Annotated in this window: 11 protein-coding genes and 3 tRNA genes; 8 read left to right on the top strand and 6 right to left on the bottom strand. The window is 61.5% G+C overall.

Annotated elements, in window-relative coordinates:
* Positions 1-2 precede the first annotated feature (2 nt).
* From ACYQ00_RS06115 to ACYQ00_RS06085, 7 genes are all read left to right on the top strand, one after another.
* Complete coding sequence (locus ACYQ00_RS06115; protein ID WP_460031275.1) at positions 3-347, top strand: hypothetical protein; 345 nt, start codon at positions 3-5, stop codon at positions 345-347.
* A 71-nt stretch (positions 348-418) separates the two neighbouring features.
* Positions 419-492: transfer RNA gene (locus tag ACYQ00_RS06110), tRNA-Gln, on the top strand.
* Positions 493-505: 13 nt separating this feature from the next.
* Positions 506-583 (top strand) — tRNA-Glu (locus ACYQ00_RS06105).
* A gap of 268 nt (positions 584-851) precedes the next feature.
* On the top strand, positions 852-1,730 hold the full coding sequence (locus ACYQ00_RS06100; protein ID WP_460031274.1) for a FlgO family outer membrane protein: 879 nt from the start codon (positions 852-854) through the stop codon (positions 1,728-1,730).
* On the top strand, positions 1,667-2,590 hold the full coding sequence (locus ACYQ00_RS06095; RefSeq protein ID WP_460031273.1) for a hypothetical protein: 924 nt from the start codon (positions 1,667-1,669) through the stop codon (positions 2,588-2,590). Before ACYQ00_RS06100 ends, ACYQ00_RS06095 begins: the two co-directional genes overlap by 64 nt.
* Positions 2,591-2,791: 201 nt before the next feature.
* A tRNA-Glu gene (locus ACYQ00_RS06090) sits at positions 2,792-2,869 on the top strand.
* A 356-nt stretch (positions 2,870-3,225) separates the two neighbouring features.
* Complete coding sequence (locus ACYQ00_RS06085; RefSeq protein WP_460031272.1) at positions 3,226-5,208, top strand: methyl-accepting chemotaxis protein; 1,983 nt, start codon at positions 3,226-3,228, stop codon at positions 5,206-5,208.
* Between the two features lie 164 nt (positions 5,209-5,372).
* Here ACYQ00_RS06085 and rsgA read toward each other — a convergent pair whose 3' ends face one another.
* From rsgA to ACYQ00_RS06070, 3 genes are all read right to left on the bottom strand, one after another.
* Positions 5,373-6,437, bottom strand: a complete 1,065-nt coding sequence (rsgA, locus tag ACYQ00_RS06080) for a ribosome small subunit-dependent GTPase A (protein ID WP_460031271.1) — start codon at positions 6,435-6,437, stop codon at positions 5,373-5,375.
* 89 nt (positions 6,438-6,526) lie between these two features.
* Positions 6,527-7,063 carry a GNAT family N-acetyltransferase gene (locus tag ACYQ00_RS06075; protein ID WP_460031270.1) on the bottom strand — a complete coding sequence of 179 codons (537 nt, stop codon included), beginning with the start codon at positions 7,061-7,063 and terminating at the stop codon, positions 6,527-6,529.
* Positions 7,064-7,493: 430 nt separating this feature from the next.
* Positions 7,494-9,401, bottom strand: coding sequence for a sensor domain-containing diguanylate cyclase (locus ACYQ00_RS06070; RefSeq protein ID WP_460031269.1), 1,908 nt, complete (start codon positions 9,399-9,401; stop codon positions 7,494-7,496).
* An 898-nt stretch (positions 9,402-10,299) separates the two neighbouring features.
* On the opposite strand from ACYQ00_RS06070, the gene ACYQ00_RS06065 reads away from it, so the two are divergent.
* Positions 10,300-11,265: a ketoacyl-ACP synthase III gene (locus ACYQ00_RS06065; RefSeq protein WP_460031268.1), complete on the top strand. Its 966-nt coding sequence runs from the start codon at positions 10,300-10,302 to the stop codon at positions 11,263-11,265.
* A gap of 55 nt (positions 11,266-11,320) precedes the next feature.
* On the opposite strand, the gene ACYQ00_RS06060 is transcribed toward ACYQ00_RS06065, so the two are convergent.
* Genes ACYQ00_RS06060 through ACYQ00_RS06050 form a run of 3 tightly spaced genes read right to left on the bottom strand, consistent with a single transcriptional unit; the run spans position 11,321 to position 14,369 of the window.
* Positions 11,321-12,970, bottom strand: coding sequence for a nickel-dependent hydrogenase large subunit (locus ACYQ00_RS06060; protein ID WP_460031267.1), 1,650 nt, complete (start codon positions 12,968-12,970; stop codon positions 11,321-11,323).
* Between the two features lie 11 nt (positions 12,971-12,981).
* Positions 12,982-13,956: a hydrogenase small subunit gene (locus ACYQ00_RS06055; RefSeq protein WP_460031266.1), complete on the bottom strand. Its 975-nt coding sequence runs from the start codon at positions 13,954-13,956 to the stop codon at positions 12,982-12,984.
* Positions 13,953-14,369, bottom strand: coding sequence for a cytochrome c3 family protein (locus ACYQ00_RS06050; protein WP_460031265.1), 417 nt, complete (start codon positions 14,367-14,369; stop codon positions 13,953-13,955). The genes ACYQ00_RS06055 and ACYQ00_RS06050 overlap by 4 nt, the downstream gene beginning before the upstream one ends.
* Positions 14,370-14,547 lie beyond the last annotated feature (178 nt).

Here is a 14,547-nt window from a genome sequence, read left to right as displayed (position 1 = left end):
CCATGGCTGAAGAAATTTCTTTTGAGAGCCTTGGGCTGAAGAAGCCCCTGGACAAGATGACCGCCAAGGAACTGCGCGACCTCGTGATCGCCAAGCTGCCCATGATCACCGGCGCCTCCGGCATGGACAAGGATGCCATCATCAAGGCCATCAAGGAAGCCTTTGGCATGACCGAAGAAGGCGGCAAGGTTTCCCCCTACAAGGCCCAGATCCATCAGCTCAAGAAGTCCATCCGCGAAATGCGCGCCCAGAAGACCGAGCTGGAATCCAGCAAGGATCGTGACGCCCTGCGCCGCAAGATCAACAAGCTGAAAAAGCGCACCCGCCGCCTTGCTGCTGCGGTGTAGCAAAAATTGCTGAAAGAGCAGTTGGAGCTTGACGGCTCCGGCGGAAGTGTATAAAAGCTCTTCTTCCGCGCTGGGGGATCGTCTAGCGGCAGGACGACGGGTTCTGGCCCCGTTAACCAAGGTTCGAATCCTTGTCCCCCAGCCAACTTGCATAGCGCGTCCCCATCGTCTAGCCTGGTCCAGGACAACGGCCTTTCACGCCGTCGACAGGGGTTCAAATCCCCTTGGGGACGCCACCGAATTTTGAGGCTTGCACGCACGTGCAAGCCTTTTTTTGTGCCCGCACGCCCCTGCGTTTCGTGTCAGGGCCTTTTCGCGCGGGTCTGTTGGATCTGAGACCGCGCATCCTTTCCCTCGGCCTGCACCACACATTCCACAGAATACTGCCCGCTGCCACCAGATCTGTGTTTCGCACCCGGCCATAGGGCTTCCACCCTTCCCAAGAGGCGTGGAATACTGCTATGCTGGCGGAGGCCTTCAACCCTCCGGCAACAAGGCGGGAACATGATCTGGCAGGATCCTTTGCCCGGGAGCTTCAGGCGTGCGCCTCAGGCACGGCCTGCGTGTGCAGCCGCGATCCTGCGCGTCCGGGAGGTCATTCTCGGGACAGCCCTCCTGCTGTTCGCGCTGTGGACCCTGCCCCTGCAGGCCCAACCCGCAGTGCATGCCTTAGCCGACCCGCCTGCCGTCCAGGCTCCAGCCCCGCAAGAGGCGGAGCCGCCAATCAAAATCGCCATCCTGCAGTTCGACTCGCTGGGGGGAGACACGAAAGACGTGTCCCGCGGCAGAATGGTCTCCGAGTTCATGACCACTGCGGCCGTTAATATTGGCGCCTACGATGTCGTTGAACGCGAGGCCCTGAAGAAAATTCTGGATGAAATGGAATACGGCGAACAGGGCAAAAGCATCACCTCCGTGGCCCAGAAGATCGGCCAGCTGTTCGGCGCGCAGTTCGTGATTTCCGGATCGGTCACCGGGTACAACGATTCCATCCGCATTGACGCCCGCATCATCAGAGTCACAGACGGCAAGATTGAATTCGCTCACGGTTCCTTTGCCAAGAATGACCTGGAAAGCATCTTTAACGCGTCGAAATTTGTCATTGAAAAGCTGACAGAGCTGTTCATCCCCTCCACCGGAAAGATGGTGGCTGGCCAGATCGCCTGGACAGCCCCCGAGGCCTTGATCGTGGACGGCAACGAAACCATGTGGCTCAACCCCAAGTACAGCATCAAATGCGACAAGAGCCCGACATCATGCCTGATGGTCAAACGCACTGCATCGGGATTTGAGGTGAACGTGATGAACTGCAGCACCAAATGGAAAAAGCAAGAGAAACTCGACACCAGACAACTGTTGCCAGTCGGCAACATCATTTACTGAATATGTGTGCGGTCCGGAGGCTTCTTCTCGCTGCCGCCCTGCTCGCCTCCCTGGCGGGCCTTGCGGTGCTGCGACCGGGTGAGGCCGTTTCCCAGCAACCCACCATGCCCAAGTCCTTGATAGATGGCGGTGAGGCCGAGAAGCCCGCACCCAAGCAGAAACAGCCCAAGCCGGCGGAAGCCACGCCTGCTGCCAAGCCACGCCCGCCCAAAAAAGTGAAGAAACCCGAGCAGGAAGAGACGGCGGCCCCCGCTCCTGCCCCAACTCCGGGGCCGGCAGGCAGCCCTGTGAGCGAGCAGGGCTATACCCTGACCTACTCAGAGAATTTTACGTCACCTGACCACGGGTGGACCGAAAAGGAGACCCAGGAAATTCGCCTGCAGAAAAAACCCGGTGCGTACTGCATGTACCACAAACGAACCGATGGCAGCTGGCTCTCCTACAAATCCATCGGCTTCCGACCGGATGATGATTTTATTCTTGATGCGACTTTCAAAAAAATCAGCGGGCCGCTGAATTATGGATTCGGCCTGATCTGGGGGGTTAGCAAGGATCCCTCCACTACCTACAGGTATTTGATTAGTGGTGATGGCAGTTATTCCATTCAGAAATTCAGCGATGACAAACTGACCATCATTGTGGATTGGACTCCCTGCGCGTTCATACGAAAAGGCAATGGCGCCCAGAACAAACTCAAAATGCATCGGGTCGGGAACTCAGTGCAGTATTACATCAATGGCAATTACGTTACCACGACGAAATACGAGCGCCCTTCCCATGCAAAGGTCGGGTTTGTGGTGTTCAACAATCAGGAAATTGAAGTCAATCACATCTCGCTCAAAACGAAAGTGCCTCGGTGAGCGTTCCGGCCGGCGCTGCAGGGGCCGTGGCGGCGAGGCATCCTCATGGCTGCGCGGGCCCGGATGGGTTTCCCTTCCCCTGCATTTTTTGATTGACGGGTGACCCGAAAATCATCTATAGGCTCTCTTCCGCGGTTGGAATTGGCTTGCCCGATTTTCACTGCGGCCTGCGGTGGCCCTGCTGCCACCGCCCAAGAGCGCGTCCCCATCGTCTAGCCTGGTCCAGGACAACGGCCTTTCACGCCGTCGACAGGGGTTCAAATCCCCTTGGGGACGCCATACGAACGCAAAAGCGCACACAGCCGTGTGCGCTTTTTTTTTGTCTCCGCCATAACGCCGCGTGAAGTGCCTCAACATGCCAAGGGGATATCCCCCAGGCTGGCCTGTTTTTGCGATGTATGGGCTTGTCACATTATTGTCATCACCCCATTGGTATAGTTGTAAATTCAAAACGAGTAAGATTTCATTGACGCCGCACAACAGCAGTTAACCTACGTGCAGATTGGGGGTATTCCATGCGAGTCTCAATAAAGATAAAGCTCATTGCTGGCCTCCTCGCCATGATTTCGCTTATCCTTCTCGCCCTCTTTTTGTTAGTCACGCGAAATTTTGCACAGCAATCACTTGAGGATGCCGTGCGTGGCGGCCTTGGCCAGCTGGCGCAGGTGGAGTACTCCATCTCGCTCTTTATCGAAGAATCCAAGATGAATGCGGAGCTGCTTGCGGCAAGCCCGCTCACCTCCCAGCTCGATGCCGTGACCTCCACCCACGTAGGGCAGCCCGCGAAAAAGGCCACGGTTCTGGCAGACGACACGGCGGGCAAAGCGCTGGCGGAGTTTTTTTCCCTGATGCAGAACACGCACCCGGCCTTTGTGGAAGTCTTTGTGGGTTCGGAGAAAGGGAGCTTCGTCAGTTCACTGCAAGCCGGTGACATGCCCGCGGATTATGACCCCCGGAAACGTCCGTGGTATCTCGGAGCCAAGGGCGTGCCTGACAAGGCCGTCCTGGGCAAGGCCTACCTGAGCACCACAGGCGAAGCCGTGACCAGCGTAATGCGCACGGTCGTTCGGGATGGCCGCCTGCTGGGCGTTGTTGGGGTGGATATCTCCCTCAAAAAACTCACGGATCTTGCCAAGTCCATCCGGGTGGGCAAGGAAGGCTATCTGATCCTGGTGCAGGACGATGGCGTCATCCTGGCCAATCCCCGCCGGCCTGAGCAGAACTTCAAACAAGTCAAGGAAATAGACGACCCTGCCTTCAGGAAGCTCTTGGAAATGAATCAGGGCAGTCTGGAACTCTCCCAGGACGGGGAGCCGTTCATCGGCATGGTGTATACCTCCCCCAACCTCGGGTGGAAACTTGTGGGCATGATTTCCGAGGCGGAAGTCATGGGCCCGGTGCGGGCCACTGTGTTCGAGCTCGCCTGGATTGCCGGAATCGGCCTGCTGGTGCTTGCCGCTGGGGTGTGGATCTTCTCCAACCATGTCATCGTCAAACCTTTGAGCCAGGTCCGCACGTTTCTTTCCCACATTGCCAGCAAGGACTACGAGTATCGTGCCGTTGTGACCCGTGCGGACGAGCTTGGGGAAATCATGACGACCCTCAACGCCACGGCCCAGGTGCTCCAGGATAACATCGCAGACATCGTCCACAATACGGAGGCGGCCCAACAAAGTGCCCGGGATGCCGAGGATGCTTTTCATCATGCGGAGGAAGCCCGCCTCAAGGCCGTCTCTGCGCGGCGCGATGGCATGCTGGAGGCGGCGCGGGCACTGGAAGGCATTGTGCTTGCCCTGGGAACGGCCACGGAAGAACTGGCGGCCCAGGTTGATGAATCCAGCCGCGGCGCCGGCGATCAATCCGCCAGAATATCCGAAACAGCCACCAGCATGGAAGAGATGAACGCCACCGTGCTGGAGGTGGCCAGAAACGCCGGCAACGCGGCCAGCCAGGCAGAAGCGGCCAGGGCGAAGGCACTGGAGGGCGACACCGTGGTGACGCGCTCCCTGCAGGGCATGAACGAAGTGCAGCTGCAGACTGACCGCCTGAAGCAGGACATGACTGCGCTGGGGCAACAAGCCCAGGATATCGGCCGCATTCTGACGGTTATCAGCGACATCGCCGACCAGACCAACCTGCTGGCGCTGAACGCCGCCATCGAGGCCGCGCGGGCCGGTGACGCCGGGCGCGGCTTTGCCGTGGTTGCCGACGAGGTGCGCAAACTGGCCGAAAAAACCATGACCGCGACCAAGGAAGTCGATACCGCCATCCGGGCCATCCAGCAAAGCACCCAGGCCAACGCGGAAAGCGTGGAGCGCTCCGTCGCAAGCATCAAGGAAACAAGCGCCCTGGCCTCCATGTCCGGGCAGGCGCTCAAGGATATTGTCTCCCTGGTGGATGCCACCACGGATCAGGTGCGCTCCATTGCCACCGCGGCGGAGGAACAATCCTCTGCCAGCGAGGAGATCAATCGCAGCATGGATGGGATCAACGTCATCGCCAGCAAGACGTCCTACGCCATGGCTGAGGCCTCCAAGGCCGTGGAGGAGCTGGCCGCCCAGGCAACGCAGCTCCGCGAACTCATCCGGGCCCTGCAGTCTGACGCCAAAGACGGCTAGCTCCGACGTTACCCTCCGGGATCTTCAAGAATGGGGGCAGCAGGCTGCCCCCATTTTTTTGCTCGGCCACCGAGGCCCCGCCCAACCGCGCTGCAGGGAGACGGTGTTGATTGCTGGAGCCGTTCCAATACGCCCCCCATGGCCGGCTCAAAGGCCGGCCCGGCTCAGCGCCTGTTGTGTTGCTTCCCTTGTTTCACAGCGTTGACGTGCCGGCTAAAGGCCTTGTCCTTCTGTCGCTTTTCCAATGCGGACATCTCGTGAAACGCCGCCTCCCTCCTGAGTTTGAGGTAGCTTGCAAGCCGGTCCGCCTGCAGGGTTCCCTGTTCCAGCGCGGCCCGCACGGCGCAGCCGGGCTCGTGCTGATGGCTGCAATCGGCAAAGCGACACGCGGCAGCCAGGGACTCGATGCCCTCAAAGCCCTCTCGCAAGCCCTCCTCCGCGCCAATCAGGCCCAGCTCACGCATGCCGGGCGTGTCCACCAGCAACCCGCCGCCAGGCAGGATGCTGAGCTGCCGACGGGTGGTGGTGTGCGTGCCCTCGCCGGTACCGCTCACTGCGCCCGTGGCAAAGCCGTCCTGCCCAAGCAGGCGGTTCAGCACCGTCGTCTTCCCCACACCAGAGGAACCGAGCAGGCAACAGGTGTTGCCCGGCAGCAGCAGCGCCTCCAGCGATTCGAACCCCCACCCGGTGACGTTGCTTACCGCCAGCACCCTGGCCGAGGTCACGGCGCGTACGCGGGCGATGATCTCCTCCAGCGCTTCTGGGGTCACCAGATCGGCCTTGGTCAGAAGCACCACCGGCTCCACCTGCCCATCCGCAGCCATGACCAGATAGCGCTCCAGACGCCGCAGGTTGAAGTCATACTGACAGGATTGCACCAGAAAGGCGGTGTCGATATTGGCGGCAATCAGCTGGTGCTCCGTGCTTTCGCCGGGGCGTTTCCGCCGGAGCATGCTCCTGCGCGGCAAGAGTCTGTGAATGGTGGCGGCGGTGCCTTGGTTGTAGAATTGCGCAGCCACCCAGTCCCCCACGCCGGGCAGGGCCATGGAGTGCGTGGCGAGGTAAGTGAACCGGCCGGCGAGCTCGGCCGCGGCCTCTCGTTCGCCGTCGGCAAGGCGGTACATGCCGCGGTCCACGGCCACCACGCGGGCGATATCGCATCCCGCCGGGCACAGCCCGGCCGCGTGCGAGACAAACCATTGGTCAAACCCCAACTGTTCCAAAGACATGATGAATCTCCTCAGCCAGAGCGCCTGCAGTGGCAGCCGCCCGGCAACAAGGCAATATGTAAGGTAAAGGGAATGTGCAGACGCGCCGTTCAACAGCCAGCCCCGGTGAAGGCCGCATGGGCCACGATCTCGCCACAGGGGATGCGTTCGCCAAGGCTGGCGGCCAGGACGTATCGCTCTGGCACCCCAGGCCAGTACAGGCCGGGCCAGCTCCGAAAGCCAAAGCGGCCATACCAGCCGGGGTCGCCCACCAGGACCACGCCGACGGGGCTCGGCTCCAGGGCCTGCACGCGCCGCAAGGCCTCGCGAACCAGTGCGGAGCCGATGCCGCGGCCCTGATGCGCAGGCAGCACCCCCACAGGGCCGAGCAGGAGCCATTCTCGCTCGCTGCCAACCCTTGCCGGGGAGAGCGCCAGATGGCCCACGGCCTCGCCGCCCAGCTCCGCCACCAGGGAGAGCGTCAGCGCCCCCGAGGCCCGCAGCCGTGCAACAATCAGATGCTCCACAGGCGCAGCGCCCGGAGGATGCTGGGGATGCCCCATAAAGGCGGCGTATTGGATGCGCGCAATGCGCGGGCTTTCGTCAACTCGTTCCGGTCTCAGCAATAACTCCAACTGCAACGTCATGATGGTGCTCCATGCGCGCCATGGCGCGGCAGGCCATCCCGGGGCGGACGCGCACGCGCGCAGCCACAAGCAGGAGGGCACGGGAAAGGAGAAGGCCTGAACAGGCCGTTCCAGACACCAGGCAGGGGTTGCCGGAGAACGCGAGGGAGGGCAGGCCGAACTCCCGGCGCAGACGAGCGGGGAGATCAGCGCGGAAGAAAACGCGCAGCAGCTGGCAGACGTCCGCAAGCAAGGCGGAACGCATGCTACGGATGCTGTGGGAAGGGGCGTTTACTGGCCGCGGCGTTCGCCAGCAACCAGCATCGCAAGATCCATTGCGGAAAGGTTCACACAATCCTCTACTGATAAAAATGGTTACTGGTTGGGGGAATAGCCAATCCCCCCTGCAGCGTCAAGGGAACAGTCCCGGAATGGGCGCAGGGCACTGCCCTCAGCAGGCCGCGCTGCTGCAGAGCTGATTCTTGCCGCGAGCCTTGGCCGCATAGAGGCGTGCGTCAGCCGCATCAACCATGGCCGTTGCCGAAGGGAAACTGGGATCAAACGCCACCAACCCCGCACTGACGGTGACCACGTCATGCGGGCTACCCGCATGCGGGATGCGCAGGGCCTGCACGGCGTCCAGGATCCGCGTGCTGAATTCCCTGGCCGCCTCCGCGTCCGTGGTGTTGAAGAGAATGGTCATCTCCTCGCCCCCATAGCGGTACACCCTGTCTTCCTTCCTGATGCTGGCAGCAATGGTTTCGGCCACCTTGCGCAACACCTCGTCCCCGGCGGTGTGTCCATACATATCATTATAATGTTTGAAATTATCCACATCCATAAGCATGAGATTGAATGACTCCACGCCGAATCCCGCCTGGGCGAACACCGCGGCAAGATCCCGGTCAAAGGAGCGGCGGTTGTGGATGCCGGTCAGGCCGTCCAACAGACTCAGGGCCCGGAGCTTGGCCACGGCATCCTCAAGCTCCTGCGTGCGATGTTCCACCACATGCTGCAGGTTGGCCTGTGACTCCATGACATCCTTGCACATTTCCTGGAACATGGTGGCAAATTGACCAATTTCGTTTTGCTGCTCCAGCGGCAACAGCCTGGGCGATTGTACCACGGCTTCATGCTGGCCGTCCGCCACCAGGGAAACCGCGTGCTGCAGCCGCTGCAACGGCTGCTCCACCTGCCTGACGGTGATGCTGTACACCACCAGGGAATACAACACGAACAGCAGGAAGCCGAGTGCGAGCACTATCTGTGCGGTGTGGTTCGCCTCGCTGGCAATGAGCGCCTTGGGGTACACGGTCACGAACCACCAGCCCGGACCGGCAAGGGGAGCGACAAACAGATAGTTGCCGCCCTGCTCGTCTTCCACAAGGAACACTCCCTGCTCCGCCGAGGCCGGGCTGTTCGCGATCACGTGGTACATGCGGACAATGTCCGGATTGTCGATTTTCTCCATGGAGAGCTGGCCCTGCTTCTTCAGCTCGTTGCTGAGCGTGCCGGGGTGCGCAATCAGGTAGCCGTCCTTGCTGACGATGAGGTTGCTGGCGCCGGCAGGATGGCTGACCTCCAGCCGGAGCATGATCGCTTCCAGCGGCATGTCCAGGCTGGGGTTGATCAGGTGGCGGCCCTGGTAATCCACGGGCAGTTCAAAGGTGATGGCCCAGCGGGCGGCAGTCTCATCATAGTAGAGGCCGGTCCAGACAGGGGTGCGTTCCGGATTGACTGACTGCAGCGTGGCCTTGATCGTTCCCAGTTCGTTCATGGGCAGATCCGGCCTGGCCTTGAGGCCCCATGGATCGTCCGGAGAAAAAATGGTCAGCGCGTTTTCCGGGAAGGAGGCGTGCAGCATTCCTTCTGCCTGCCAGGCCGGCCCGTAGCGGCTGACAAGGATGTTCGCCAGCAGCAACCGCCGCCTGAAGTCGACGGAGTCCACGGGCTGGTTGTTGCCGATAAAACTCGACATACCCCAGACCCGCCCCAGGTGCGGGTCGAACTGTTCCTGAAAATACGCCTCCCGCATGCGGGTTGCGCCGTCTTTATCCACGAAATATTGCCGCCAGAAGTCTTCGTCAGAAAAGCGCAGGCCCGAAGTGTACAGCCTGAGGAACTCGTCCCGGAAGAAGGACAGTTTGTCAGAGGCATCAAGAAAGGGCTGGTTTTCCTGTTGCTGGCGCTCCTGCATGTACAGCCGCAAGGCGGCAAGCCTTCTGCTCCTGCTCTGATCGTACACCAGGTAGTAGCCTGCGATGGTGGCCACGCTGACGATGAGCACGCCAAGGAGGAGGACCTTGCCGAGAATCTGCCGACTGAGGCGGCGTGTCGCGGTTGGTGTGGCAGCGCACATGCAGAGAGGTGCCTCCTGTTGTCCGCAATCCGCGGGATGAGCATGCCGTGCACCGCCAGGCAGGGAAAAGGCACTCCCGGCCTTCAGGCAGCCAAACTCCTTCTATGGGTACCATGGGAGGGGACAGACTTCCAGTACCTGTACGGTCGGGTTTGGCCTGGACGCGCAGGCGGCGCGGAACTCCCCCAAAAAAAGTGCACAGCGCGGAAAAGAGTGGTTCGGCCGGGCCACGTTTCATGTGATTTCGGTCAAGGCAATCACTAAAGCGCAACAATATGGGACTACTTGGTGACGCAGGGGCAGGCGGAGCCGGTGAACGCCTTTGGGTCAATCCAGGAAAAACATCCCGGATCTGCTCGCCGCACCGCGGGGACAGTCGCTTTTCGTTGACGAACGGCGTTGCAGTTATATACAACCCAAGCCCGCTGCTGGTGGCATAAGGCGTCTTGTTGGTCGTTCCTGCAAGGCCGGGATGCTGCCGGCGCACGCTCGGTAGCGCCGCAACCGGTCTCACGTTGCGAACATGCTGGGCCGCACGATGCCAACGCGCATCACGCCCCATGTCGCAACGCCCAACGTCGTTGCTCCGAACACATGCACAGGCGAGTCGCAGGTGGATTCGGAATCCCTTGGCGGGAGGTTCCCAGGCAAGAATTTCCGAACGGGAATGCCCAGGGCGAAATCCGAATGTGCTGCGCGGGCTGAGGGCACCACACGTGTGCTGGTGGCGCCCCGCTTTTTGTCTTTCCCCGTGTGCGGCCAGGAATGGAGCGGACGGCAGAGGCCGGGATGCGATACGGCTCGTTACAGCCGACGCACCAGCGGGCCCTGACACTACTTGTAGATTGAACGACACCGCAGGGCGGCCACCGCCCGGGCGCGCAAGGCAGGAACAGTGATGATCGGCATCACCGCGGTGAGCGGGTATATCCCCAATGCGTACGTGGACAGTCCTGAACTCGTCCGCCAGTTCGGCGTCCAGCCGGCCTTTCTGGACAAAATCGGTATCCAGCGGTTGAGCCGGAAAGCACCGGACGAAAGCGCCTCGGATCTCTGTGTCAAAGCCTTCGCCGCCCTGTGCGAGGAGCACGCCGACGCGCCAGGACTGCAAAACCCACTGGAAGATATCGACTTTCTTTGTGTCTGTACCCAGAATGGCGACTATACCCTGCCTCAAACCTCGGCCGTGGTGCACGCCAAGCTGGGGCTCTCCCCGCGCGTGGCCACCTTTGACCTCGGCCTGGGCTGCGCCGGCTATGTGTACGCCCTCTCCGTGGCCCGGCACTTCATGGAAGCCAACGACCTCACCCGCGGCCTGCTCTTTACCGCGGATCCATACTCGGACATCCTGGACGAGCGGGACAAAAACACCTCCCTGCTCTTCGGCGATGCCGCCGCCGTGACCCTGCTGACGGATATTCCACGCTGGCACATCGGCAAGGGCGCCTTTGACACCTACGGCGACAAGCACCACACGCTGATCAAACGGACCGGCCAGCACCTGTACATGGATGGCCGCGAGATCTTCAATTTCATCATCCGCTGCGTGCCCGGGAATGTCCGCCGCTGTCTGCAGGATAACGGCGTGCCCGAGGAGGATGTGGATCTGTACATCTTCCACCAGGCCAACAAATATGTCATCGGCAGCCTCGTCAAAAACATGGGCCTGCCTCGCGAGAAGGTCCCCTTTGACATCCGGGAATACGGCAACACCGTCTCCTCCTCCATTCCCCTGATCCTGCGCGACCACATGGACGCCCCCGAGTCCCAGCATGCGGAAACCATGCTCCTCTCCGGCTTCGGCGTCGGGCTGCAGGCGGCCTCCATCGTCCTGACCAAGGCCCCGCTGAGCCCCAAATTCTGAGCCGGCCCAGCCACCACGGGCACCGGGCCGGCCTGTTTAGCTCGGCAGCCCGGCGCTACAGCACCCGGACCACGTGTTCCGCCTGCGGGGTGATCAGGTGCACGGCGCAGGCGATGCAGGGGTCAAAGGAATGCACCGTGCGCAGCACCTCCACCGGCCGCTCGGGATCGGCAATGGGCGTGCCCACCAGGGATTCCTCCACCGGCGAGAGCTTGCCCGCCCCACAGCGCGGCCCCAGGTTCCAGGTGCTGGGAACCACCATCTGGTAATTGGCTGTCTTGCCACCTTCAATGCGAATCCAGTGCGAGAGCCCGCCGCGGGTTACGGCGCTGTAGCCCACGCCTTTGGCCGAATCGGGCATTTTCCAGGGTTTGTAGATCTCCACGGGCCCGGCCTTGATCATGGCCTCCAGCTCGTTGAGCCAGCCCTCCATGCGGTTGACCAGTGCAATGGATTCCACCATGCGGCAGGCCGTGCGGCCCAGGGTGGAGAAGAGATTCTCCGGCTTGAGCTTGCTGGCCGTGAGCCACTCGTTGAGCCGGTCCACGGTTTCCTTTTCCCCGCGGGCATAGGCCAGAATCCGCCGGGCCAGGGGGCCGGTTTCCATGGGCTCGCCCTTGTAGCGCGGGGCCTTGGACCAGGAATAGCGGTCCTTGGGGTCGTAGTCGGTATAGTCCGGATCGGTCTCGCCGTCGTAGGGATGGCGAGGCTCGCCGGGTTTGTACCAGCCGTGGGCCACGTGTTCCTTGATCTCGTCTGGATTGAACTCTTCCACCTTTTTGAAGTCGCGGTTCCACAGGACGCCGCCCCTGAAAAAAGGATCCGTGCCTGTGGCAGGATCGTGGAAATCCGAGAAATCAAAGAAGTTCGAGGTGCGGCCGTACCTGGCCACCTCTGGATAGCGCTTGCCGAGGATGAACAGATCGCCCTTGTAGTTGTGGTTGATGAAGGTCCGGCATTCTTCATACAGCTCGCGGAACTCCTGAATGCGTTCGGGGCGCATGCTCTCGTAGCAGGTCACGCCGCCGACACGCATGGTCTGGGAATGCGGGTTCTTGCCGCTAAAAATGGCCATGGCCTTGGCCAGCTTGAGCTGAATGCGCAGGGCCTCCAGGTAATTGGCTGCCAGGATGAGGTTTTCTTCCGGGGTGAGGCGGTAGGCCGGGTGGCCGCCGAGGAAATAGGCATTGGCCAGAAAGCCCAGCTGGCCGCTTTCCACAAACTTCTTGAGCCGGCCGTGGACGATAAAATAGTCCCCCGGCGCAATCTCCCGCCCGCTGACCTCCGTGGCCAGCCTGGCCGCGGCGGCCGGATCGGCCTTGAGGGCGGCGGCCATATCGCAAAAGTCCAACGAATGCAGATGGTAAAAATGCACTAAATGATCGTGGACCACCAGGGAGGAAAGGATCAGCAGCCGCACCAGCTGGGCCGCCGGCGGCGGGGTGAAGCCGATGGCGTCTTCCACGGCCCGGATGCTGACCAGGGAATGCGTGGTGGTGCAGACGCCGCAGGCCCGCTGCACGTAGAGGTTCACATCCTCGGGCGGGCGGTCTTTGACAATGAGCTCCAGGCCGCGGAACAACTGGGCGCTGGACCAGGCATTGGCGATGACGCCGTCCTTGAGCTCCGTATGAATCCGCAAGTGTCCTTCAATGCGGGTGATCGGGTCAAGGATGATGGGGCCAGTGAATTTCTTCTCTGCCATGACCGTCTCCTTTAGACCGGATCGCCCTTTTTACGGACGTCGGGGTTGAATGGGGCATAGTGGTCCCAGAAACCGGGCTCGCTGCAGCCGATGCAGGGCGCGCCGGCACGCACGGGCCAGTTGGTCTGGTTGAACTGAAGCGTGGGGCAGTTGTTGTATGTGAACGGGCCACGGCAGCCCAGCAGATGCAGGCACCAGCCGTCGCGGGCCTCCTGGGTCTCGAAGCCCCTGGCAAAGCGGCCGGCCAGGAAGTGCGGCAGCCTGGGGCAGTTGTCGTGCACGGTCTGGCCAAAGAACATGGTCGGCCGGCCATACTGATCGAGTTCCGGCAGCCCCTTGGTCAGCAGATGCACCACGGTGCCGATGAAGTTGACGGGATTGGGCGGACAACCGGCGATGTTGATGGGCTTGATGCCCATGGGCGCCAGGGCCTCGCCCACGCCCACCGCACCCGACGGGTTGGGTCGGGCAGCCTGAATGCCGCCATAGCTGGCGCAGGAGCCCATGGCGATGACGCCAAGGGCCTTGCCAGCCACCTTGCCGAAGAGGGAGAGCATGGTTTCCCCACCCACCTGGCCATACACGCCGCCCTGGCGCGTGGGGATGGCGCCCTCGATGGCGCAGTAGTAGCCGCTGGGATTGTGCATGGCCTCTTCCAGGGACTTCTCCGCCGCCTTGCCCGCCGGAGCCATCAGCGTTTCGCAGTAGTCCAGGGAGATGACTTCCATGATCAGCACGTCGATATACGGGTCAATGGAGCGCAGGAGCCCTTCGGTGCAGCCGGTGCATTCCGCGCCATGCAGATAGACCACCGACGGGCGTTTTTTGCTCTCCAGGGCCGCAGCCACTTCCGTGGCAAAGCTGGCCCCCATGCCCATGGCAGCAGCCACCATGCCGCAGAATTTCATGAAATCCCGGCGGTCCATGCGTCCACCGCCGGCCTGCCGTTCCAGGAGTCTGGCCGCCAGTTGCGTTTTGGCACTCATGACCCTTCCCCTCCTTGTGGCGCGTTGTGGCAGCCCCTGACGCAGGAAATGGGCGGCATGGCCTCGTTTTTGTACCGTTTTTGCTTGTGGCAGCCCAGGCAGCTCATGGGCCGGATGTCGTGCCAGGCGCGGTAGGCGCTGGTGGTCTCCTTGGTCCCTCCCTGGTTGTGGCACTGGGTGCACGGCAGGAACTGACCCAGGGTTCTGTCAGATTCCTCATGGTGGCAGGCGGTGCACGCATTGAGCGTGGCGTGCTTGCCGTGTGGAAAGGCAACCGGCCCCACCCACGCCGAAATGGGCGCGTTCTTTTCCGGTCGGTTAATGGTGATGTCTTTGGGAACTTCATAGCCAACAGCCACGTTCCAGCACAGGGCCGCCCCAAGGCACGCTGGGATCACCAAGGCCCGCTTCATACACCCCTCCAGTGCAGAAGGTTTTCCAGTCTTCCGGTTATTCTCTATCTTGCATCGCGTGTCAATTGTCTCCAACGAACCGGCCCTGCCGCATCCGCGAACACAACATCCCCAGGTCACACGAGCTGGCGCAGCTTGCTCCCGGCCTGCTTCTATGCCATCATGACCATGTTGTTTT

This window comes from Megalodesulfovibrio paquesii (assembly GCF_054653055.1).
Note: the sequence above shows the minus strand (reverse complement) of the source record. Positions and strands in the feature narration are given on the sequence as shown.

Excerpts from the sequence above, each read along its gene's own strand:
- ACYQ00_RS06115 (WP_460031275.1), top strand. The coding sequence starts at position 3 with ATGGCTGAAGAAATTTCTTTTGAGAGCCTTGGGCTGAAGAAGCCCCTG.
- ACYQ00_RS06100 (WP_460031274.1), top strand. The coding sequence starts at position 852 with ATGATCTGGCAGGATCCTTTGCCCGGGAGCTTCAGGCGTGCGCCTCAG.
- ACYQ00_RS06095 (WP_460031273.1), top strand. The coding sequence starts at position 1,667 with ATGGAAAAAGCAAGAGAAACTCGACACCAGACAACTGTTGCCAGTCGG.
- rsgA (WP_460031271.1), bottom strand. The coding sequence starts at position 6,437 with ATGTCTTTGGAACAGTTGGGGTTTGACCAATGGTTTGTCTCGCACGCG.
- ACYQ00_RS06075 (WP_460031270.1), bottom strand. The coding sequence starts at position 7,063 with ATGACGTTGCAGTTGGAGTTATTGCTGAGACCGGAACGAGTTGACGAA.
- ACYQ00_RS06070 (WP_460031269.1), bottom strand. The coding sequence starts at position 9,401 with ATGTGCGCTGCCACACCAACCGCGACACGCCGCCTCAGTCGGCAGATT.
- ACYQ00_RS06065 (WP_460031268.1), top strand. The coding sequence starts at position 10,300 with ATGATCGGCATCACCGCGGTGAGCGGGTATATCCCCAATGCGTACGTG.
- ACYQ00_RS06060 (WP_460031267.1), bottom strand. The coding sequence starts at position 12,970 with ATGGCAGAGAAGAAATTCACTGGCCCCATCATCCTTGACCCGATCACC.
- ACYQ00_RS06055 (WP_460031266.1), bottom strand. The coding sequence starts at position 13,956 with ATGAGTGCCAAAACGCAACTGGCGGCCAGACTCCTGGAACGGCAGGCC.
- ACYQ00_RS06050 (WP_460031265.1), bottom strand. The coding sequence starts at position 14,369 with ATGAAGCGGGCCTTGGTGATCCCAGCGTGCCTTGGGGCGGCCCTGTGC.